Below are 19,655 nucleotides of genomic sequence, written 5' to 3' on the forward strand. Positions count from 1 at the left end.
CATGCGTATCGCCATGATCGCCATCGTCGTCGGAGGTTTGACGGCGGCGGGCGCTGTCGTCGCTGCTGGCGTCGCCGCCCCTCAGGTCGCCCCAGCCAACCCTGCGACCCTTCGCAGCGTCGCGAGTTTCCAATCGATCACGGATCCCACCGCGCGGTCGCTCGCTCTCTTCGAAGAGGCGGGTAAGGTGATCCAGAGCCCGCGCTGTCTCAACTGTCACCCGGTCGAGCGTGCGCCCACCCAAGGCGACAGCCTGCGTCCGCACAACCCCCCGATGGTCGCGGGGGACAGCGGCCATGGTCCGGCGAGTCTGCCCTGCTTCTCCTGCCACACCGCCGCGAACGTTCCGGCCTGGGGGGATCGTATCAAGAGCATTCCGGGCGACCCGAAGTGGGCGTTGGCGCCCGCAGAAATGGCCTGGCAGGGCAAGTCGCTGGGAGCGATCTGCGCACAGATCAAGAACCCCGCCACCAATGGGGGCAAGACCCTGGCCCAGATCCATCACCACATGGCCGAGGATCATCTCGTGGGCTGGGGTTGGAAACCGGGCGCAGGCCGAACGCCAGCACCGGGGACCCAGGCCCAGTTCGGCGCGCTGATCAAGGCGTGGATCGATACCGGCGCCAAGTGTCCCAAAGCCTGAGGCTTGGGGCGCCGGCGCGGTCTCGCTGAAATCAGGTCGAGATGCGCGCTTCCAGCTCGTTTAGACGCGCGCGGGTCGCCGCTAGGTCCGGCCCGAAGCGGGCCGGATCGGCGGCGGCCAGACGTCCGGCGATGTCGTAGCTCTCACGGTAGAGATCCAGCGCCCGCATGCGGTGGCCGCGATCCTCGCGCAGATCGGCGAGACGCTCCAGATTGACCGACAGGGCGCGCTGGGCGTTGGCGTCGCCAGCCTCGCGGCCGCCGCGGGAGCGGCGCAGGGCGAGGGCTTCTTCGAAGGCTGACAGGGCCGCGTCCAGGCGTCCTTCGGCCTCGGCGACATCCCCGACGCCCGATAGCGCCCCGGCCAGAAGGTCGGTGCTGGCGTCGGTCGGGCGCGACTGGCGCACCTGGCGGGCGTAGGCCACCGCCGTCTCATAGGCCTCGCCGGCGTCATCGAGCTGGCCCTGTGCGCGGGCGAAGTCGCCGAGGTCGCGATGGACGATGGCCAGTTCCTCGTCGGTATGGGCCGCGCGCTTCATCGCCGCCAGCAAGCGGGCGCACTCGCCCCAGGAGTCCTCCCGGCTGAGCGTGATCAGGCGCGCGCGCATCTCGGCGAAGGTCTTAGGCTGGGGCGCGGGCGCTGAGGCGGGCGCAGCTTGCGACGGCGCCGCGTGGGGGATCGGAGCCGCCACGGGTTCGGCGTTGAGCGCGGGCGCTACGGCCGGGCTGGCGATCGGCGGCGCCTCGTCCGCAAGCTCCAGGCCCAGAGTCGCCGGCGCGGTCTTGCGCGGCTTTCGCTTTGGGCGCGGAAGCAGGGCGGCGACGATGAGCACCCCGCCCACGATCGCCGCCGCCACGCCGACAGAGGGTCGATGCGGTTCGAACGGACCAAGGTCGAGGTTCGTGGCCCATGTCCCCAGCGAGCCCCAGCCCGCCACCACGTATCCCGACGACGCCAGGATCAGCCCCAAGATGATCCCAACCAGTCGCGCCAACATCGCGTCCCCCAGACGTACACCCATCGTGGCGCCCACCACGGGCGTCCCTCCGCCAGGCCGCACTAGTCATCCGGCGGCCCCGACCCCGTCGAGCCGTCTCAACCGGCAGGGGAATGGAGCCGCGCGAATGATCCGTGGACGGGCGCCGGGCGGAGAAGGCGCCTCTAAATCAACCAGCTACGCGGGCGCGGATACGCCTCGCCGCGGGTGAGATAGTAGATTCCCAGCACGCAGCGAACCACGAACCAGATGCCCACGGCGCCCATGATCGCGATCCCGGCCAACAGCACCGGAATGCCCACCAGGAGCAGGCTCAGCGGCGCGCCAAAGATGGTCAGCATCAGGCCGATCAGGAACCAGGCGATGGCCAGCCAGAAGGTGCGGATCGCGAAGGTGTAGTGGCTCGCATTGATCGGGCCCGCGGCGTCGCGGTTCACATAGGCCACGATCAGGCCCACAAAGAAGGTCAGGCCGTTGGTGAAGCCCAGCAGATAGAGCCCGTAGACGACGGCGGGCAGGATCTTGTCTTCCTCAGCGCGAGGCGTGATGGCGGCGTCGGTCATGGCTTAGAGCATCCAGTTCTTGGGTGTGGGATAGGGCTGGCCCTTCAGCAGGTGCGAAAGGCCGACGACAGCACGGACGATGACCCAGAGGCCGACCGCGACCATCAATACGACGCCGATCCCGACCACGGTGAGCAGGCCCGAGAACAGGCCGAACAGCAGCGCCAGCCAGAAGGTGCGGATCTGGAATTCGTAGTGGCTGGCCAGCCAGTCGGGCGCGCCCTTGCGGCTGATATAGGCCAGGATCGCGGCGATCAGGCAGGTGAAGCCGCCGGTTACGGCGCCGGCGATATGCAACGCATAGATCGCGATCGGCAGGGCCTTGTCGTCCTGCAGCGTCGGCGGGACAGCGGTGTCTGATGTGGGGTCGGTCACGGTTGAGCCTGGAATAACGTTGTCATCCAGATGGTCGCGCTGATCAGGCCGCGATGCAAATGAAGGTGGCGTCATGAAGGCGATGTCACGTTCGGCGCATCTTTCGAACCTTACAAAAAAGTCATCCGTCCGGATCGATCCAGGCCCGCGATCGGGCCGTAATCCTGATCAGACCGCGCGCCGTCGACCTCTTCAGTTCCCCCAACCCGAAGACTTGATGGAAGGTTTCATAAGATGATGCGTTCGATGCAACGCCGGGCCGCCGTGCTGGCCCTGGCCGCCGCCGCCGTGGCCGGTCCCGCCCTCGCTGACCACCACGGCGCCAAGCCGAACATCGTCGGCGTGGCCGCCGGTAATGCGGACTTCTCGACCCTGGTCACCGCCGTGAAGGCCGCCGACCTGGTCGGCACCCTGTCGGGCGCGGGTCCGTTCACGGTCTTCGCCCCGACCAACGCCGCCTTCGGCAAGCTGCCGGCCGGTACGGTCCAGACCCTGGTGAAGCCTGAGAACAAGGCCACCCTGACCAAGATCCTGACCTGCCACGTCGTGGCCGGTAAGGTCGAAGCCAAGACCCTGCTGGGCGCCATCCAGGCGAACGGCGGCAGCTACACGATCAACACCGTCGGCGGCTGCGCCTTCAAGGCCGCCGTCGAAGGCGGCAAGGTCGTCATCACCGACGAGAAGGGCGGCAAGAGCACCGTCACCGCCACCGACGTCGGCGCCAGCAACGGCGTCATCCACGTCATCGACAGCGTGCTGATGCCGCGCTGATAGACCCTTTCAGGTCTCCCAGAAGGGGCGCTCCGGCCGCAAGGTCGGGGCGCTCTTTGCGTTTCAGGGCAACAGGTCGGCGGGCGGGTCGCGCGGGTCGAAGTCGGCGGGCCTGGACAGCCAGGGCAGGGCCGCCACCATCAGGATCAGCACGAAGGCCATCCGCGAGGCCATGTCCACGCCGACGGCGACCATGCCGGCGGTCAGCGAGAACAGCAGGGTCGCGGCGGCGCCGAAGGCCAGCAGGCCCATGATGAAGGTCAGGGCCGTGCGGGCCTCCAGCCGCGCGAGGCCAAAGCGCGCGCGGGGCGCCAGGTCCGCCCCCACGGCCGCGATGGCGCGCGCCAGGACCGAGAAGGTGGCCAGCCGGTCCTCGAACCGACCGGGACCGGCATAGCTCTGCGACGGGATCAGCAGGCGGCGGCGGCCGAACACCAGCAAGAGCACCCGCCGCCGTCCGTCCGGCGCCAGCGACAGGCTGTAACGGCTCAGGCCGGACAGCGGAAAGCGACGCTCGAGCCGGCCGCGCGTCTCGATCAGCGTTCCGGCCTCCAGGGTCCAGACCGTTTCGGGCTGGAAGGGGGCGAGCCGGGCGCTGAAGGTGATCTTGGTCACGCGCGGACGGCGGTGATCTCGACGCCGGCGGCGGCGGCGTGCGGGGCCAGGGCCAAGGGCTTTTCCACCCGGACCCGGGCGCGGGTGACGCGGGGATCGGCGAAGCAGGCCTGAGCCAGGCGTTCGGCGAAGGTCTCGACGAGATCGATATGGCCTTCGCCGACGATCGCGCGGGCGGCCTCGCCGATGGTCTCGTAGTTCACGGTGTCGCCCAGGCGTTCGCAGTGGCTGGCCGCGACGTCCAGCTCCACATCGACGACCAGTGGCTGCAGGCGGCCATGCTCGTGGTCATAGACGCCGATCTGGGCGTCGACCTTGAGGCCGCGCACGAATACCTTGGTCACGATGATGCGGGCGATGTCGGCGGCGGGCGCGGGGTCGGCGAGGGGCGAAGCGGCCAAGGCGCGGCCTTTCTTTGAACTTGGTCGGGCCTGCGGAGGCCCTACGGAGCAACGATATCGGGCGTCTTCCAGCCCAGGTGCTGGCCGCCGTCCACGGCGATCATCTGTCCCGTGACCGAGGACGCGTCAATCAGATAGCGTAACGCTGCGGCGACCTCCTCGGGGCTGGCGCGTCGCTGCAACAGCACGCCGGCCGCCTCGGCCTCGAACTCGCCCGGCGCCTGGTGCACCGACGGCAGGGTCGGACCCGGACCGATGGCGTTGACGCGGATACGCGGCGCCAGGGCCTGGGCCAGGGTCTGGGTGGCCCACCACAGGCCCGCCTTGCTGAGCGTGTAGCTGAAGAACTGCGGATTGGGCCGCCAGACGCGCTGGTCGATCAGGTTGACCACCAGCCCCTGACGGTCCGCCGGCAGCGCCCCCGCCATCGCCTCGGCCAGCACGATCGGCGCGCGCAGGTTGGTTTCGAGGTGGCGGTCCCAGGTCGTCCGCGACAGGCCGCCGACGCGATCGTCCTCGAAGGCCGAGGCGTTGTTGATCAGGAGGGTGAGCGGGCCGAGCGGCGCGGCCTGTGCGATGAGGCTGCGGGTCTCGTCCTCGTCCGACAGGTCGGCGCGGACCAGCACGGCGCTGCGGCCCAGGTCCTGGATGGCGCGCGCGGTCTCTTCGGCCTCGTCAGCCGAGGCGCGGTAGTGGATGGCGACGTCGTAGCCGGCGCGCGCGGCCTCAAGGGCCAGGACCTGGCCGATCCGGCGTCCCGCGCCGGTGACCAGGGCCGCGCCGCGCGAGGTCATCTTAGTCGATGCGGCCGAACTCGGTCAGGTTCAGGCCCATGACGACGGCCAGGAAGAGGGCGATGACACCGATCGCGATCATGGCGCGGCTCCGGAAAGAGAAAGCAGATGCTTGGCCTTTAAAGGCGCAGGCCGCCGACCGCAAGCACGGGAGTCCGCGTATTTTCTCACGGTGTCATCCCGGCCGGAGCGCGTAGCGCGCAGCGCCGGGACCCAGGGTGTGACGGAGCGCCGTGCGAGCGGCCCCTGGGTCCCGGATAGCCTCTACGAGGCTTCCGGGATGACACGATGGCTGAGGCAGGATTTAAACCTCCCCATGCTCTGGCGCCGCCGCATCGAACCGTTCACCCGCCCGCTGGTCTACGCCTGGTTCCGCCTGGCGCGGGGGCTGACACTGGGGGTGCGGGCCGTGGTCGCCGACGAGGCCGGCAAGGTCCTCCTGATCCAGCACACCTATATCAAGGGCTGGTACCTGCCCGGCGGCGGGGTCGAGCGCGGCGAGACGGCCGAGACCGCCGTCATCCGTGAGCTGGCCGAGGAGGCCGGCGTGCGCGCCCTCTCGCGGCCGCGCCTCGTCTCGGCCCACAGCAACGAGGTGCTGCATCCGGGCGACCACGTGCTGCTTTACCGCGTCGAGGCCTGGGAGCCCTGTCCCTCGGACGCCGCCGGCGAGATCCACGCCGTTGGCTGGTTTGATCCCCTCGACCTGCCCGAAGAGACCACCCGCGCGACCCGCAAGCGCATCGCCGAGGCGCTGCACGGGGATGAGACAGATCCGATGTGGTGAGGGCTTAGCGCCCCCTCCGTCACGATGCTTTGCATCGCGCCACCTCCCCCGTTTCACGGGTGAGGAGGATAGGCCCTTCCTCCCCCGCGCGCGGGGGAGGTGGATCGGCGCGAATACGCGACGAGACGGAGGGGGCGCTTGTTCCCCCTTCCCACCTGAACGCCGATCACATTAAATGGCTGTTTGAAACCGTCCGCCGCGTCTCCCAACTAAGAGCGGACCCCCAGGGCAGGAGCGAAGGCATGCGCGAGTACACGAAGTTCTATATCGACGGCGCCTGGGTCGACCCGGTCGCGCCCAAGACGCTGGACGTCATCAACCCGGCCAACGAAGAGGTTTGCGGCGTCATCTCGATGGGCTCGGAAGCCGACGTCGACAAGGCCGTCCGCGCCGCCCGCAAGGCCTTCGCCAGCTTCAGCCAAACCAGCCGCGAAGAGCGCATCGACATCCTCGAGCGCATCATCGCCGAGTACCAGAAGCGCTTCGAGGACATGGCCAAGGCCATCACCGAGGAGATGGGCGCCCCTGCGTGGCTGGCCCAGCGCGCCCAGGCCGCCATGGGCATCGGCCACGTCCAGACCGCCGCCGCCGTGCTCCAGAGCTACAAGTTCGAGGAAGACCGCGGCACGACCCGGATCGTCAAAGAGCCGATCGGCGTCTGCGCCTTCATCACGCCGTGGAACTGGCCGGTGAACCAGATCGCCTGCAAGGTCGGTCCGGCCATCGCCACCGGCTGCACCATGGTGCTCAAGCCCTCGGAAATCGCGCCGTTCAGCGGCTATATCTGGACCGAGATCCTGCACGCCGCCGGGGTTCCGGCCGGGGTGTTCAACCTCGTCAACGGTGACGGCCCCACGGTCGGCGCGGCGATGTCGAGCCATCCGGAAGTCGACATGGTGTCGTTCACCGGCTCGACCCGCGCCGGTATCGAGGTGGCCAAGAACGCCGCCCCGACCGTCAAGCGCGTCCACCAGGAGCTGGGCGGCAAGAGCCCCAACATCATCCTTGACGACGCCGACTTCCAGAAGGCCGTCGCCGGCGGCGTGGCCTCGGTGATGATGAACTCGGGCCAGTCGTGCAACGCCCCCACCCGCATGCTGGTGCCGGGCCAGCGCATGGACGAAGTGATCGCCATCGCCAAGGCCGCCGCCGAAGCCCACACGGTCGGCGACCCGAACGGCAACCACAAGATGGGCCCGGTGGTCTCCGAGACCCAGTGGAACAAGATCCAGGGCCTGATCCAGAAGGGCATCGACGAGGGCGCCACCCTGGTCACTGGCGGGACGGGGCGTCCCGAAGGCTTGGACAAGGGCTACTATGTGAAGCCGACCGTCTTCGCCAATGTCACCAACGACATGACCATCGCCAAGGAAGAGATCTTCGGCCCGGTCGTCTCGATCCTCGGCTACGACACCGTCGAGGAAGCCGTCACCGTCGGCAACGACACCGAGTACGGCCTGGCGGCCTATGTCTCGGGCGGCGACCAGGACGCGGTCCGCAAGGTGGCGTCGAAGCTGCGCGCCGGCCAGGTGAACCTCAACGGCGCCAGCCCCGACATGATGGCCCCGTTCGGCGGCTACAAGATGAGCGGCAACGGCCGCGAATGGGGCGACCACGCCTTCGGCGAGTTCCTGGAGACCAAGGCGATCCTCGGCTACGCGCCGAAGGTGGCGGCAGAGTAGGTTTGCGCTGAGCTAGCTGGATTTGGAGAGGGCGGGGCCGAGAGGCTCCGCCTTTTTGATTAAGTGATATTTGCACAGCGTGCCGGACTGACCAGGTCAGTCAAGGCTCGCGCACACCCTCTCCCATGGGGAGAGGGAACCGGCCTTTTGGTTCCCCCGGCTAGGCCGTGGGGCGATCGGCTCAGAAATCCTCCCCCGAGCGGGGGAGGTGTCGGCTCGAAGAGACGACGGAGGGGGAAGAGGCGGGGTCGGCAGGACTTCCCCCTCCGTCCGCTGCGCGGACACCTCCCCCGCTGGGGGGAGGATTTTACGGGGATTGGCGGGCGTGAACGCTCGGAACTGGCGAAGACGACCCCAACGAAATCAATCGCTTCTCACTTTTGCGCGCCAACTTATCCCCGGCGCTAAATCCTCCCGCACAATCATAGCCATCTCCGTCGCGGGGGAGGGCGTTTGGATCCGGCCCAATACGGCGGCGGGGCTAGGTTGAGCGGGGCCGCGTGGTCTCGAAGCGGTTTCGACCGGGGTCTGTTCGTTGGATAGATCCGGGATCCCGGAAGGGACCGTGGAGGGGCGAGCGCGGAGCGACAGGGCGGTGATCGTACAAGCCGCCTATCGTGGATCGTCGGGCTGGACACGGAAGTCGCCGCTCCAGTTGGTCCGCGCCCGTCCGGGGGCTCCTGGGGTCCCGAGCTGAAAGACGCTCACGCCCCCCATCCTCACGGGCAAGAACAACCTGGCGGAGCGGACAGTCGAGCCGAAACGCAAATCAAACCTCACGGTACTCCGGGTTCGCCCGGCCGCTCCGTCGCCTCCCCAGCACCTTCAGCGAGTGATCGCGTGAGGTCGCCCAGTCACGCCCAGAGCGCCCCCTCCGTCTCGTCGCGTATCCGCGCCGATCCACCTCCCCCGCACGCGGGGGAGGATGACGGCCTCCTCCTCACCCGTGCAACGGGGGAGGTGGCGCGAGGCGTAGCCTCGTGACGGAGGGGGCGCTGCAATGACGCCTCAGCAGTCACCCCATCCCCGACCCTTCCCCATCGAGGGGAAGGGGGCAAATGAAAGTCCCCTTGCCCCCACCGCCCGCCCGGCTCACCGTCGCCTAACGACTCGGGGGAGCACGCATGAACGAGGACTGGAGCGCCGGCTATGTGGTCGAGACCGGCTACACCTTTGGCTGCTATCCCGAGCTGAACCCGGTGCGGGCGGCGCTGCCGCTGCTGACCAAGGGCTTTCGGGCGCCGAAGATCGAGACGGCCTGCGAGCTGGGCTTTGGCCAGGGCTGTTCGGCGGCGGTGCATGCGGCGACGCAGGCCGACATCGAATGGTGGGGCTGCGACTTCGCCCCGGCCCAGGCGGTGTTCGCCCGCGACCTGGTGGCCGCCAGCGGGGCTAGGGCCAATTTCTTCGACGACGCCTTTGACGAGTTCGCCGAGCGGCCGGGCCTGCCCGAGTTCGACTTTGTGGCGCTGCATGGGGTGTGGAGCTGGGTCAATGACGCGGCGCGGGAGAAGATCGTCGCTTTCCTGCGCCGGCGACTGAAGCCCGGTGGCCTCGTCTACATCTCCTACAACACCCAGCCGGGCTGGGCCCTGGCCGGGCCGCTGCGCCACCTGATGAAGCGCCACGCCGAGACCCTGGGCGCACCGGGCCTGGGCCCGGCCGCCAATCTCGACGCGGCGCTGACGACGATGAAGCGGTTCTTCGACCTCGATCCGGTCTATTCGCGGATCAATTCGGGGGTCACCGACCGGCTGGCGGCGGTGATGCGCCAGGACCGCGCCTATCTGGTCCACGAATACATGAACCGCGACTGGGTCCCGATGTGGTTCGCCGAGGTCGAGGGGCGGCTGTCGACGGCCAAGCTGTCGTTCGCCGCCTCGGCCTATGCGTCGGACCACGTCGACGAGCTGAACCTTTCGCCCGATATGATCGGCTTCCTGCGCGAGTTGCCCGATCCGTCGCTGCGCGAGACGTTCCGCGATTTTGCGGTGCAGGCGCAGTTTCGCCGCGACTACTGGCTGCGGGGGGCCTCGATGCTGGCCGCCGCCGACCAGCGCCGGGCGATCCGCGACCAGCGCGTGGCTCTGGCCCGTCCGGCGGCGGAGTGGCCGGACAAGGCGCGCGGAACCTATGCCGAGATGGTCATGGGCGGGCCGGCCCACGAGGCGATCCGCGACCTCCTGGCCGACGGTCAGCCCCGGACGATCGGCGATCTCGAGGCGGCGCTGCCCGAGGGCTCGACCCTGCCGCAGCTGACCACGGCCCTGATCCTCTTGATGAGCCAGGGCGCCGTGCAGCCGGCCCAGTCGGCCGACGCCACAGCCCGCGCCGCCGGGACCGCCCGGGCCCTGAATCGCGAGCTGGCCCGCCGCGCGGCCGAGGCGACGGATCTGGGCTTTCTGGCCGCGCCCGCCACCGGCGGCTCGGTCGGCGCCTCGCGCTTCCACCAGATGTTCTGGCTGGCGATGCAGGAGGGCGGCGGGCCGCGCGAGTGGGCCAGCTTCGCGGCGAACACGCTGGCGCAGCAGGGCCAGGCCCTGGTCGTCGATGGCGCGCCGCTGGGCGGCGAGGCGGCGATCGCGGCGCTGCAAGGCCAAGCCGTGAGCTTCGCCGACACCGTGCTGCCCTGCTGGCGGGGCCTGGGGATCGCGTGATCGGCCGGGCGCCCCCTCGGACAAAGCGCCGCATGGCGCAGCCTAGGTGGCGACTGTCATCGTCCTCGTGGTCTCCTCTGAGTCGGGACCGAAAGCGCGAGCGACCGACATGGCTGGTCTGGACGTGGGTGGCGTTGAACTGGGCTTCACCTGCCCGCACTGCGGCGGCCAGGCGCCGGCCCGGATCGCAGCGGTGCGGATGCTGCCCGTTATCGACTGCGACTGCGGCGAACGCTTCGGGGTCGACCTCGCGACCTTCGCCGCCCAGGTCACCGCCGCCGAGACGGCAGCCCGCGCGGCGCGACGACGACCGCGCGCCTGAAGGGCGATTTCGCAACATCAACCTTGCCGCGCGGCGGGGTTCAGCTAACGTCGCTCCCAACAGAACAATGATAACCTAGGGAGTGAGACCATGACGCCGCCCGATGGCGCGTCGCCTCCGCGCGACGTCTCCAGCGCTCCGTTCAAGCCGCTGGCCATGAAAGGCCCCGAGGTCTCGGTCGACCGGCGACCGGACGGCTCGATCGTCATCACCTCCAACCATGCGCCGGGCGAGGGACCGCGCTCGATCGCCCACCTGATCGCCGCCAAGGCCGCCGAGCATCCCGAGCGGCCCTACCTGAAGCAGCGTGAGCCGGGCCACGGCCCCTGGCGCGGCGTCACCTACGGCGAGGCGCTGCGGGCGGTCGAGGGGATCGCCCAGTGGCTAATCGACCAGAAGCTTGCCCCCCACGACAGCGTCATGATCCTGTCGGGCAACTCGATCGAACACGCCCTGATGACCCTGGGCGCCTACACCGCCGGCGTGCCGGCCGCGCCGATCAGTCCGGCCTACAGCCTGATCTCCACCGACCACGCCAAGCTCAAGCACTGCTTCGAAAAGGTCGCGCCGCGCGTCGTCTTCGCCCAGAGCGGCGCGATGTTCGCCGGGGCGCTCGCGACGCTGAGGGCGCTGGATCCTAGCCTGCTGGTGGTCACCGCCGATGGGGCCGGCGAGGGCGCAATCGCCTTCGCCGAGGTGGCCGCCACCGCGCCCACCGACGCCGTTGCGGCGGCGCGCGAGGCTGTCGGTCCCACCACCGTGGCCAAGTATCTCTTCACGTCCGGTTCGACAGGCCTGCCCAAGGCCGTGCCCCAGACCCATGGCATGATGGCCGGGGTGATCGCGGGCCAGGAGGGCCTGCGCACCGACACGCCGACCGAAGACGTCCCCCAGAGCCTGGAATGGATGCCCTGGAGCCATATCTCGGCGGGCAATATCGGCTTCAACGCCGTGATCTGGGGGGGCGGCACCCTGCACATCGACGAGGGCAAGCCGCTGCCGGGGATGTTCGAGACCACGATCAAGAACCTCTACGAGGTCTCGCCGATCGTGTTCGGCTCTGCCCCGATCGCCTTCTCGATGCTGGCCGAGGCGATGGAGAACGACCCGGTGTTGCGGCGCGCGTTCTTCAAGAACCTGCGCTACATGGGCTATGGCGGCGCGACGCTCAGCAACGACGTCTATGAGCGCATCCAGGCCCTGGCCGTGGCCGAAACCGGTCACCGCATCCCGCTGACCACCATGTACGGCGCGACCGAGACGCAAGGCATCACCGTCACCCACTGGATCACCGAGCGGGTCGGGCTGGTGGGCCTGCCGCTGCCGGGCGTCCAGCTGAAGCTGTCGCCCAGCGGGTCGAAGTACGAGGTCCGCGTGAAGGGCCCGACCGTGGCGGCCGGCTATCACAAGGACCCGGAACGCACGGCGGCGGCCTTCGACGAGGAGGGCTTCTACAAGCTGGGCGACGCGGCGCGGTTCGTCGATCCGGAGGACCCGGCCAAGGGCCTCGTCTTCGACGGCCGGGTGACCGAAGACTTCAAGCTCGACAGCGGCACCTGGGTCAGCGTCGGGGTGCTGCGGCCCGATCTGGTGGCGGCCTGCAGCCCTTACATCCACGACGCAGTGATCACCGGCCAGGACAAGCCGTTCATCGGCGCCATGCTCTGGCCCTCGCCGACGGGGCTCGCGACCCTGGTGGCCGATCCGGGCCCGGGGACACCGCTGGAGAAGCTCGTCGCGATCCTCAAGGACCGGCTGGCCGCGTTCAACGCCGCCGCTGGGGGCTCCTCACGCCGCGTGGCCCGCTTTACCCTGCTGACCGAGCCGCCGTCGATCGACGCTGGCGAGATCACCGACAAGGGCTACGTCAACCAGCGCTGCGTGCTCGAGCGCCGCGCCGATCGCGTCGAGGCGCTCTACGCCAAGACGCCGGGCGAGGGGGTCTTCACAGTCTAGACGCTCACCAGGACAGGCCGGCGCGCACCAGAACGGCGGTCTTGTCCGACATGCCGAAGGCCATCAGGTCGGCCGGTTTGGGCGGTGGGGCCTTGGCCAGGGCGGGCCAGCCGTCGTGGTGCTCGAGCGCGGCGACCTCGACCTGGCCGGAGCCGGCGGTTGTGAAGCTCAGCGTGATCCCGTTGGGATCCGGCGCATGATAGGTCAGGCTGGACCACTCGCCGGCCTTGGTCGCCAGGGTGATCGGGCGGCCGTTGAGGCGGGGCTGGCTCAGCGCAGCGCTGGGCCGAACGCGCAGGCTCACCATTTCAGCGCCAGGCGCGGGGATCAGGCGGACCAGCAGGCGATCCTCGGCGCGGTCGACGGTCAGCTGCGGGCTGGCGACGGGCGTGACCCGGGTCTCAGACATCCAGACCGGGTTTTTCCAGAACGGGGCCAAGGCCTGCTGGCGCGGTTCAGATCCGCCGTCGTCCGGCAGCGTGGCCCGCGTCCAGGCGTCCAGCTTGGTCAGGCCGGCTACGCGCCAGGCCTTGCCGGTGGAAAGGTCGGCCAGATGCAGGGCCTGGGTGATCGCCGGACGGGCGGGCTCTCCGCCGAGTCGCGCGGCGTTGGCCGTGAGCCCCAGGCCGACCAGCGCCATGATTCCCGCGGCGCGCCAGGCCCAGCGGGTCGCGGCGAAGTCATGGGCCAGCGGGGACAGGGCTGGCGCGGCCAGCATGGCGAAGAGCGCCAGCACGGCCGGCTCCATCAGGCCGACGCCGGCAAAGGTCCAGGCTCCCCAAGCGGCCAGCTGGGCCGTCGACAGAATCGCCAGAACGCCGACGACGGCGGTCAAGGCCATGGCGACCCGCTTGTCCCGTGTCCCACCGATCCCGATGACCAGCGCCGCGCCGACGGCGGCGACCAGCAGCGGCCAAGTCAGCATCACCGTCGCGCCGGGGGCCAGGACCTGGGCGGCGATCGCCAGCAGCAGGACCACGATCATGCCGCCGATCCACGCGCCGAGCACCTCGGTGCGGAAGCCCAGAGCGAGCGCCGCGAAAACGCAGGCCGCCAGACCCAGACCCAAGCCCACAGGATCAAAACCTCCGACCAGACTGCAGGCGCCGCCCAGCGCCAAGGCGATCGCGCACGGGATGATCCGTCGGGCGCCCCGCGCCTGAGCCGTGGCCACGCCGAGACCCGCCGCCGCCGCCAGCAGGCCCGCGCCCCACAGCAGAAAGTCAAAGCGCGTCAGCAAGCCGTAGTAGCGCTGGACGCCGTCGATCATCAGGAGCCGGCCCAGCAGATGCAGCACCAAGCCGGCGCTGGCGGCGGTCAGCAGCAGCCCCGCCGCGCCGCGGGCGATCTCCCAGCCTGTCGCGCCGCGTCCGGCCAGGGCGCGCCAGGCCGAAAAGCCGACCAGGGCGGCGGCGAGCGCCAGCAGCGCCCAGCCGACGGCCGGCGGGTAGCGGATCATGAACAGGCCTAGCACGTCCGAATAGATCGCGTTCTCCGCCTTGGCCGGCAGTTCTGCTGCGTTCGCCAGCGCCCGCACGGTCGGCAGGACCTGATCGCCCATGTGCTGCAGGCTGCCCCGCTGCAGGTGATCCGGCCGCGACAGTGGCGTGTGATAGGCGAGCTGATTGTCGATGAAGGCCAGATTCAGTCCGGGCAGGCCCTTGTTCACCGCGTGGGTGAAATCGGTGTCGTTGGGCATTTTCTCGTAAACGGTCGAGGCCATCGAATTGCCGGATGCGCCCTTGGCATCGCGACCGAAGACGCCGATCAGCGCGCCGTTGCCGGGTCCGGTCTGGAACATCGCCGCACGACCGGCGTCGCCGCGCGCCTCCATGTTCACCACGAGCCCGACGCGCGAAAGGCTGGGGTCGCGGGAAAAGAAGGCGTCCGCGCCCAGGAGGCCGGCCTCTTCGGCGTCGGTGAACAGGAAGATCACATCACGCAGGTGCGGGCCGCTGGCCTTCAGGGCGCGGGCGATCTCGAGGGCCGCAGCGGTTCCGGAGGCGTCGTCGGCGGCGCCGGGGGAGTTATGCACCGAGTCATAGTGGCTCATGATCAGGATCGCCGGCAGCGTCCGGTCTTGTCCTGGCAGCACGCCGACAAGGTTCTGGACTGCGGCGGCGCTCAGCGCGCGCCCCTCCTGACCATGCTGGGAGAATCCTTCGCCGGGGCGGACCGAGACTTCTAGACGCAACGCGTTGATCCGAGACAGCAGATGGTCGCGGACCTTGGCGATCTCCGCCGAGCCCGTGGGGTGAGGCCTCTGGGCGATGGCCGCAACGTCCGCCATGGCGCGATCCGCCGAGAACAGGGTCTCAGGCGCGCTGACGGGAACTGGCGCGGGAGGTCGCTGGCTCAGGGCGCCGAGAACGAGCCCGAGCGCCAGACAGATCCAGAATCCGAAGAAGCGAATGGTCTTCATCGGCGTGTCTCCGGGCTGGAAAGCGAATCCCCTGAGGCATGCTGCGGCGAGACGCGACGATCCGAAACCCCTCCGGACAATGAAAAAGGGCGACCCGCCACGCGGATCGCCCTTCCTTCTTCCGAAAGCCGGCGGTGCGGCTGGCGCCGCCGGTCCCCCTCCCGGCAGAACTAGAACTTCGAGCGCAGGGTCACACCGTAGGTGCGCGGAGCGCCGAGGAACGCGTTGTACGTGATGGTGTCCAGCGCGGCGTTGTAGGTCTTCTGGGTGGCGCTCAGGCCCGAGGAGCCTTGCAGCGGGCCGTTGAAGGCCACCTGCATGTACTTCTCGTTCAGGAGGTTTTGACCCCAGAGTTCGACGGTCCAGCGGTCGTCGTCGCGACCCAGGGCCACGCGGCCGTTGACCACCGTGTAGGCCTTCTGAACCTTCGGCGGGAACAGGTCGGAGCCCGTGTTGTACTCCGAGGAGTACTTCGCGCCGATGTTGAAGCGCGCCTTCAGGTTGTCGCCCACCGGGGTTTCATAGGTCACCGAAGCCGAGCCGGAGTACTTCGGCGCCAGCGACAGGTTGCTGCCGGGCAGAAGCGCCAGGGCGTTGCCCGGATCGTTGGGGATCGGCTGCTTGCCGTACTTGGTGTCGGCGTAGGTGAAGCCGCTCTGGACGACCAGGCCGCGCACCGGCGTGAACCACATGAAGTCGGCGTCGACGCCCTTCGAGGTCACCTCGGGGATCGAGCGCACGACGAACGACGTGCCCAGGAAGGTGTTCAGCTGGAAGTCCGTGAACTTCTGCTGGAAGAGGCTGACGTTGAACAGAACGGTCCGGTTGAAGAGCGTGTTCTTCATGCCCAGTTCGTAGCTGTCGACGAACTCGGCCGGGAACGAGGTGTCATAGATCGGCGTCACGCCCGAGCCGCCCGAGGGCAAGCCGTTCGACGACTGGGTGCGGTCCAGGTTGAAGCCGCCGCCCTTATAGCCGCGGGCGAACGAGGCGTAGGTGAACACTTCCGGCGAGAAGCGGTACGACGCCTTGATGGTGCCGCTCCACTCCTTGTCGGTGCGCTCCTGGTTGGTGCCGCGGCCGTTGAACAGCGGGTTGGCCCAGGGCAGGCAGAGGTTGCCGATGATGGTCGGGGTCAGGGCCGCGCCGACAATGCCGGCGATGCGGGCCTGACCGGCGGCCGACAGGGCCGTGCCGCAGCCGACGCCGCCGTCGCTGTTGGTCTGGAAGGTGTCGAGTTCCTTCTTTTCCGCCGTGTAGCGCAGACCCGCCGTGATTTCGAACGCGTCGGTCACGTGCCAAGTGTCATTGGTGAACAGGGCCACGGTCGTGGCGCGCTGGTCATAGCGGTCATACAGGCCCTGGCCCGGCGTGAACGAGGTGTTCGGCGCGCGGTTCAGCAGAAGAGCGATGAAGTTCGAGACGCCGGCCGGGTTGGCGGCCGAGCGGGACAGAAGGCGGCCCAGATACTGTTCGTACTGATTGCCGAACAGGAAGTTGGACCGGTTCTCAAGGCGCTCGTCGGCCAGGAACGCGCCGAACATCCAGTCGAACTTGTCCGACTTGCCGGCCAGACGCAGTTCTTGGCTGTAGGTCGTGAACTGCGAGTAGTTGCTGCCGTCCTTGTTGCGATAGGTGATGTCGGCGGTCGTGAAGTCGCCGTCCTGACCGTTGTCGGTGCGCCATTGGCGAATGGCCGAGATGCTGGTCAGGGTGCCGATCGGCAGGTCGATGTCGCCTTGCAGCGAGACGCCCTTGTCTTCGATCTTGGCCGGCGCGCCGCGGTTCGAGTAGGCGACGCGGTCGAAGGGGTTGGCGGTCGGAGCTAGCGCGGTCCCGCCCGAGACGAGGCCGAGGATGCCAGCCGTCGGGCCGGTGCGGATCTGCACGGCGCCGCAGCAGTTTTCGTCGCGGCGGCTGTAGTCGGCGATGACGCGGAAGGTCGCCTGGTCATCCGGAACGAAGAGCAGTTGGCCGCGCACGGTGTAGAAGTTCTGGTCCGCGTCCTGCTTGCGGCTGGACGGGCCGTTGCCGACGATCACATCGTTGTAGCCGTCACGCTCGCGAGCGGCGACGTACAGGCGACCGGCCAGCTTGTCGCCCATCAGGGGGCCGGTGACCGAAGCGGCCACGCCCTTGGCGTCGTAGTTGCCCATCGTGACTTCGGCGTTGGCCCCGAAGCCGAACTCGGGCTCCTTGGTGACGACGTTGATCACGCCAGCCGAGGTGTTCTTGCCGAACAGGGTCCCTTGCGGCCCCTTCAGCACTTCGATGCGCTCCATTTCGCCCAGGTCGCCGAAGCCGACGCCGTTGCGGGGCCGATAGACGCCGTCGATCACCACGCCGACCGAGCTTTCCAGGCCGGGGTTGTCACCCACCGTCCCGACGCCGCGCACGCGGGCGGTGGTCGAAGCTTCCGACGAGGTGGAGGTGACGGTCAGGCCGGGGGTCAGGATCGTCAGATCCTTGATGTCCTTTACGCCGGTGTCTTGCAGCAGCTTGGCGCCAACGGCGGTGACCACAACCGGCACGTCCTGCAGGTTCTGTTCCCGCTTCTGGGCAGTGACGATGATGCTGTCGACGGTCTGGGCATCGGCTTCTTGCGCCTGCGCGGCGCTCGTGACGCCAAGACCGGCGAGGACAACAGCGGACGCAGTGCCGCAAAGCACCTGGGAAAAGCGCATTTCCTACCTCGGTTCATTGGCCGAAAGCGCTTGCCCGCCTCCGGCTTGTTTTTCGTTGTTCCGTCGAACGACTGTTCGAATGGATAGCCAAGGGTTAGGCGCCATCCCCGGCGTCGGCAAGTGAAATCCCTTGTAATGAAGGGTTCCGGGACGCTCTGTTGCTGGGAAGCGACAGCGTTGAAGCGCCGTCATCGATATTCGAAAGGGGCTTGCGCCGTACGAGCGCCGGACTCATGTGGCGTGCATGAGCCTCTCGCCCGCCTACCGCCCCGATCCTCGTTTCCAGGCCTTGGGTGACGCGTTCGCCGATCGGGTGGAGCCGGCCGCCTTTCCCGAGACGCTTCTGCGCTTCCGGAACGACCGGGCTGCGGCCACGATCGGGTTGGAGACCTTGAGCGACGACGAGTGGCTGCGGTGCTTCGGACGCTTCGAGCCCTTGCCGGAGAACCAGTCCGTTCCCCTGGCGATGCGCTATCACGGGCATCAGTTTCGCGTGTACAATCCCGACCTCGGCGACGGACGTGGGTTCCTGTTCGCCCAGGTGCGGGAGGCGGGATCCAACCGGCTTCTGGACCTTGCGACCAAGGGGTCCGGCCAGACCCCCTGGTCGCGCGCCGGCGATGGACGCCTGACCCTGAAGGGCGGGGTTCGCGAAATCCTCGCCGCAAGCTTCCTCGAGGCCTTGGGAACTTCCACGTCTCGGGCTTTTTCCCTCGTGGAAACGGGCGAGGCCCTGGTCCGGGGCGACGAGCCAAGCCCCACGCGATCAGCGGTCCTGACGCGGCTTTCGCACAGTCATATCCGGTTTGGGACCTTCCAGCGTCTCGCCTATTTCGATCGCAGAGACCTGATGCTTCAGCTGGTCGACCATGTCGTCGAGACATACTTTCCCGGCCTCGCCGACCATGCCGATCGTCCGGCCATCCTGATGCAGGCGGTGGTAGAGGCCAGTGCGCGCCTGCTTTCACGCTGGATGACGGCCGGCTTTGTGCACGGCGTGCTCAACACCGACAACATGGTGGTTACGGGCGAAAGCTTCGACTACGGCCCCTGGCGTTTTCTACCGCGAAACGATCCGAACTTCGTGGCGGCCTATTTCGACCATTCTGGCCTCTACAGCTTCGGGCGGCAGCCTGAGGCGGTCTTCTGGAACCTCCAGCAGCTGGCGGGCTGTCTCAGCCTTGTCACGGACCAAGCCGCGCTGCTCAACGCCCTGAACAGCTTCTCCGATCTCTATCGCGCGACGCTGCGCGACGCGATGTTGGATCGCCTCGGGGTGAAAAGCCGCGACGTCGAAGCCGATGTCGACCTTGTCAACGCCGCCTTCCGCGCCTTGGCGGACGGTGGCGAGACGCTACGCTGGGAGCCGTTCTTCTTTGATTGGTTCGGCGGCGCGGCGTCGGAGGCGCGAGCCCTGCGAGGGCCTCGTGCGGCGCTCTACGGGCGCGAGACCTTCGTCGACCTGCGCAGAAAGCTGGCAGCTTTTGAGCCCGATCGACCGGAGCGTCTGGCGCATGCCGCCTTCGAACGCGACGACCCGGAGGAGCTGATCATCGACGAGGTCGAGGCTCTCTGGTCGCCCATCGCCGAAGCGGATGACTGGGCGCCGCTCTACGCTAAGCTTGCCCGGATCGAAGCGACGAGACAGGCCTATGGGCTTGGGTTGAGTTAGGTGCGCCGACGTATTCGGAACTTTTTTCGTTCGAGCGCGGAACAACCGTCAAGGTTCCGTCTTACAACTGCGGCACACTGCCTCCAGACGAACGCCGCGTGGAGACCAACCCGATGCGCATCTTCCAACCGATCATGCTGGTTTGCGCCGTAGCCATGTCGTTCGTCGGCGCTCTGGGCATTCCAGGGTGCGCGCGGGCGATCGGCGAATGCCTCCGTGATCGGGCGGAGCCGGCTTAAAGCAAGCCCGCTATGGGTAGGTGACGAAGGCTCCGGGCGGACCTGGGATCTCGCGCTCTGGAGTTCGATCCGAGG

At 68.3% G+C, this 19,655-nt stretch carries 18 protein-coding genes and 2 pseudogenes; 10 read left to right on the forward strand and 10 right to left on the reverse strand.

Annotated elements, in window-relative coordinates:
* Position 1: 1 nt before the first annotated feature.
* Positions 2-643, forward strand: coding sequence for an Isoquinoline 1-oxidoreductase subunit (locus tag ACT53N_RS07245; RefSeq protein ID WP_476063263.1), 642 nt, complete (start codon positions 2-4; stop codon positions 641-643).
* Between the two features lie 31 nt (positions 644-674).
* Here the strand turns inward: ACT53N_RS07245 and ACT53N_RS07250 are convergent, their stop codons facing one another.
* The 3 genes from ACT53N_RS07250 to ACT53N_RS07260 all read right to left on the reverse strand — a co-directional run bounded on the left by ACT53N_RS07250 (position 675) and on the right by ACT53N_RS07260 (position 2,578).
* Positions 675-1,652, reverse strand: a complete 978-nt coding sequence (locus ACT53N_RS07250) for a tetratricopeptide repeat protein (protein WP_476063407.1) — start codon at positions 1,650-1,652, stop codon at positions 675-677.
* A gap of 152 nt (positions 1,653-1,804) precedes the next feature.
* Positions 1,805-2,203, reverse strand: coding sequence for a DUF4870 family protein (locus tag ACT53N_RS07255; RefSeq protein WP_476063264.1), 399 nt, complete (start codon positions 2,201-2,203; stop codon positions 1,805-1,807).
* A 3-nt stretch (positions 2,204-2,206) separates the two neighbouring features.
* Positions 2,207-2,578, reverse strand: a complete 372-nt coding sequence (locus tag ACT53N_RS07260) for a DUF4870 family protein (RefSeq protein WP_476063265.1) — start codon at positions 2,576-2,578, stop codon at positions 2,207-2,209.
* Between the two features lie 234 nt (positions 2,579-2,812).
* Here ACT53N_RS07260 and ACT53N_RS07265 point away from each other — a divergent pair, with 234 nt between their 5' ends.
* Positions 2,813-3,349 carry a fasciclin domain-containing protein gene (locus ACT53N_RS07265; protein WP_310215181.1) on the forward strand — a complete coding sequence of 179 codons (537 nt, stop codon included), beginning with the start codon at positions 2,813-2,815 and terminating at the stop codon, positions 3,347-3,349.
* A gap of 63 nt (positions 3,350-3,412) precedes the next feature.
* Here the strand turns inward: ACT53N_RS07265 and ACT53N_RS07270 are convergent, their stop codons facing one another.
* From ACT53N_RS07270 to ACT53N_RS07285, 4 genes are read right to left on the reverse strand one after another with little or no spacing between them, the layout of a single operon-like run.
* Positions 3,413-3,964 (reverse strand): hypothetical protein, encoded by a 552-nt coding sequence (locus tag ACT53N_RS07270; protein ID WP_476063266.1) that lies wholly within the window; start codon positions 3,962-3,964, stop codon positions 3,413-3,415.
* A complete protein-coding gene (gene folB, locus ACT53N_RS07275) occupies positions 3,961-4,365 on the reverse strand; it encodes a dihydroneopterin aldolase (protein ID WP_310215175.1) in 405 nt (134 codons plus the stop codon). Before folB ends, ACT53N_RS07270 begins: the two co-directional genes overlap by 4 nt.
* A gap of 41 nt (positions 4,366-4,406) precedes the next feature.
* Complete coding sequence (locus tag ACT53N_RS07280; RefSeq protein WP_476063267.1) at positions 4,407-5,159, reverse strand: SDR family oxidoreductase; 753 nt, start codon at positions 5,157-5,159, stop codon at positions 4,407-4,409.
* Between the two features lies 1 nt (position 5,160).
* Entirely contained in the window at positions 5,161-5,241 is an 81-nt protein-coding gene (locus ACT53N_RS07285) for a hypothetical protein (RefSeq protein WP_268068897.1), read from the reverse strand.
* Between the two features lie 90 nt (positions 5,242-5,331).
* On the opposite strand from ACT53N_RS07285, the pseudogene ACT53N_RS07290 reads away from it, so the two are divergent.
* Both ACT53N_RS07290 and ACT53N_RS07295 read left to right on the forward strand, forming a co-directional pair.
* A pseudogene (locus tag ACT53N_RS07290) lies at positions 5,332-5,419 on the forward strand (hypothetical protein); the annotation flags it as partial.
* A gap of 56 nt (positions 5,420-5,475) precedes the next feature.
* A complete protein-coding gene (locus ACT53N_RS07295; RefSeq protein ID WP_476063268.1) occupies positions 5,476-5,946 on the forward strand; it encodes an NUDIX domain-containing protein in 471 nt (156 codons plus the stop codon).
* A gap of 6 nt (positions 5,947-5,952) precedes the next feature.
* Here the strand turns inward: ACT53N_RS07295 and ACT53N_RS07300 are convergent.
* Positions 5,953-6,100, reverse strand: a pseudogene (locus ACT53N_RS07300) (hypothetical protein); the annotation flags it as partial.
* Between the two features lie 88 nt (positions 6,101-6,188).
* On the opposite strand from ACT53N_RS07300, the gene ACT53N_RS07305 reads away from it, so the two are divergent.
* The 4 genes from ACT53N_RS07305 (at position 6,189) to ACT53N_RS07320 (ending at position 12,563) form a co-directional block, all read left to right on the forward strand.
* Complete coding sequence (locus ACT53N_RS07305; RefSeq protein ID WP_476063269.1) at positions 6,189-7,628, forward strand: aldehyde dehydrogenase family protein; 1,440 nt, start codon at positions 6,189-6,191, stop codon at positions 7,626-7,628.
* A 1,124-nt stretch (positions 7,629-8,752) separates the two neighbouring features.
* A complete protein-coding gene (locus ACT53N_RS07310) occupies positions 8,753-10,285 on the forward strand; it encodes a methyltransferase regulatory domain-containing protein (RefSeq protein WP_476063270.1) in 1,533 nt (510 codons plus the stop codon).
* 46 nt (positions 10,286-10,331) lie between these two features.
* Complete coding sequence (locus tag ACT53N_RS07315; RefSeq protein WP_476063271.1) at positions 10,332-10,607, forward strand: hypothetical protein; 276 nt, start codon at positions 10,332-10,334, stop codon at positions 10,605-10,607.
* A gap of 90 nt (positions 10,608-10,697) precedes the next feature.
* On the forward strand, positions 10,698-12,563 hold the full coding sequence (locus ACT53N_RS07320) for an AMP-binding protein (RefSeq protein WP_476063272.1): 1,866 nt from the start codon (positions 10,698-10,700) through the stop codon (positions 12,561-12,563).
* Positions 12,564-12,567: 4 nt separating this feature from the next.
* Here the strand turns inward: ACT53N_RS07320 and ACT53N_RS07325 are convergent, their stop codons facing one another.
* Both ACT53N_RS07325 and ACT53N_RS07330 read right to left on the reverse strand, forming a co-directional pair.
* Positions 12,568-14,985 carry a M20/M25/M40 family metallo-hydrolase gene (locus tag ACT53N_RS07325; RefSeq protein WP_476063273.1) on the reverse strand — a complete coding sequence of 806 codons (2,418 nt, stop codon included), beginning with the start codon at positions 14,983-14,985 and terminating at the stop codon, positions 12,568-12,570.
* Positions 14,986-15,155: 170 nt separating this feature from the next.
* Positions 15,156-17,669 (reverse strand): TonB-dependent receptor, encoded by a 2,514-nt coding sequence (locus tag ACT53N_RS07330; RefSeq protein WP_476063274.1) that lies wholly within the window; start codon positions 17,667-17,669, stop codon positions 15,156-15,158.
* A gap of 244 nt (positions 17,670-17,913) precedes the next feature.
* Here ACT53N_RS07330 and ACT53N_RS07335 point away from each other — a divergent pair, with 244 nt between their 5' ends.
* Both ACT53N_RS07335 and ACT53N_RS07340 read left to right on the forward strand, forming a co-directional pair.
* Positions 17,914-19,341, forward strand: coding sequence for a protein adenylyltransferase SelO (locus ACT53N_RS07335; protein ID WP_476063275.1), 1,428 nt, complete (start codon positions 17,914-17,916; stop codon positions 19,339-19,341).
* 113 nt (positions 19,342-19,454) lie between these two features.
* Positions 19,455-19,580 carry a hypothetical protein gene (locus ACT53N_RS07340; RefSeq protein ID WP_024265941.1) on the forward strand — a complete coding sequence of 42 codons (126 nt, stop codon included), beginning with the start codon at positions 19,455-19,457 and terminating at the stop codon, positions 19,578-19,580.
* The last annotated feature ends 75 nt before the right edge of the window (positions 19,581-19,655 follow it).

Source organism: Caulobacter sp. DMC95 (assembly GCF_056313785.1).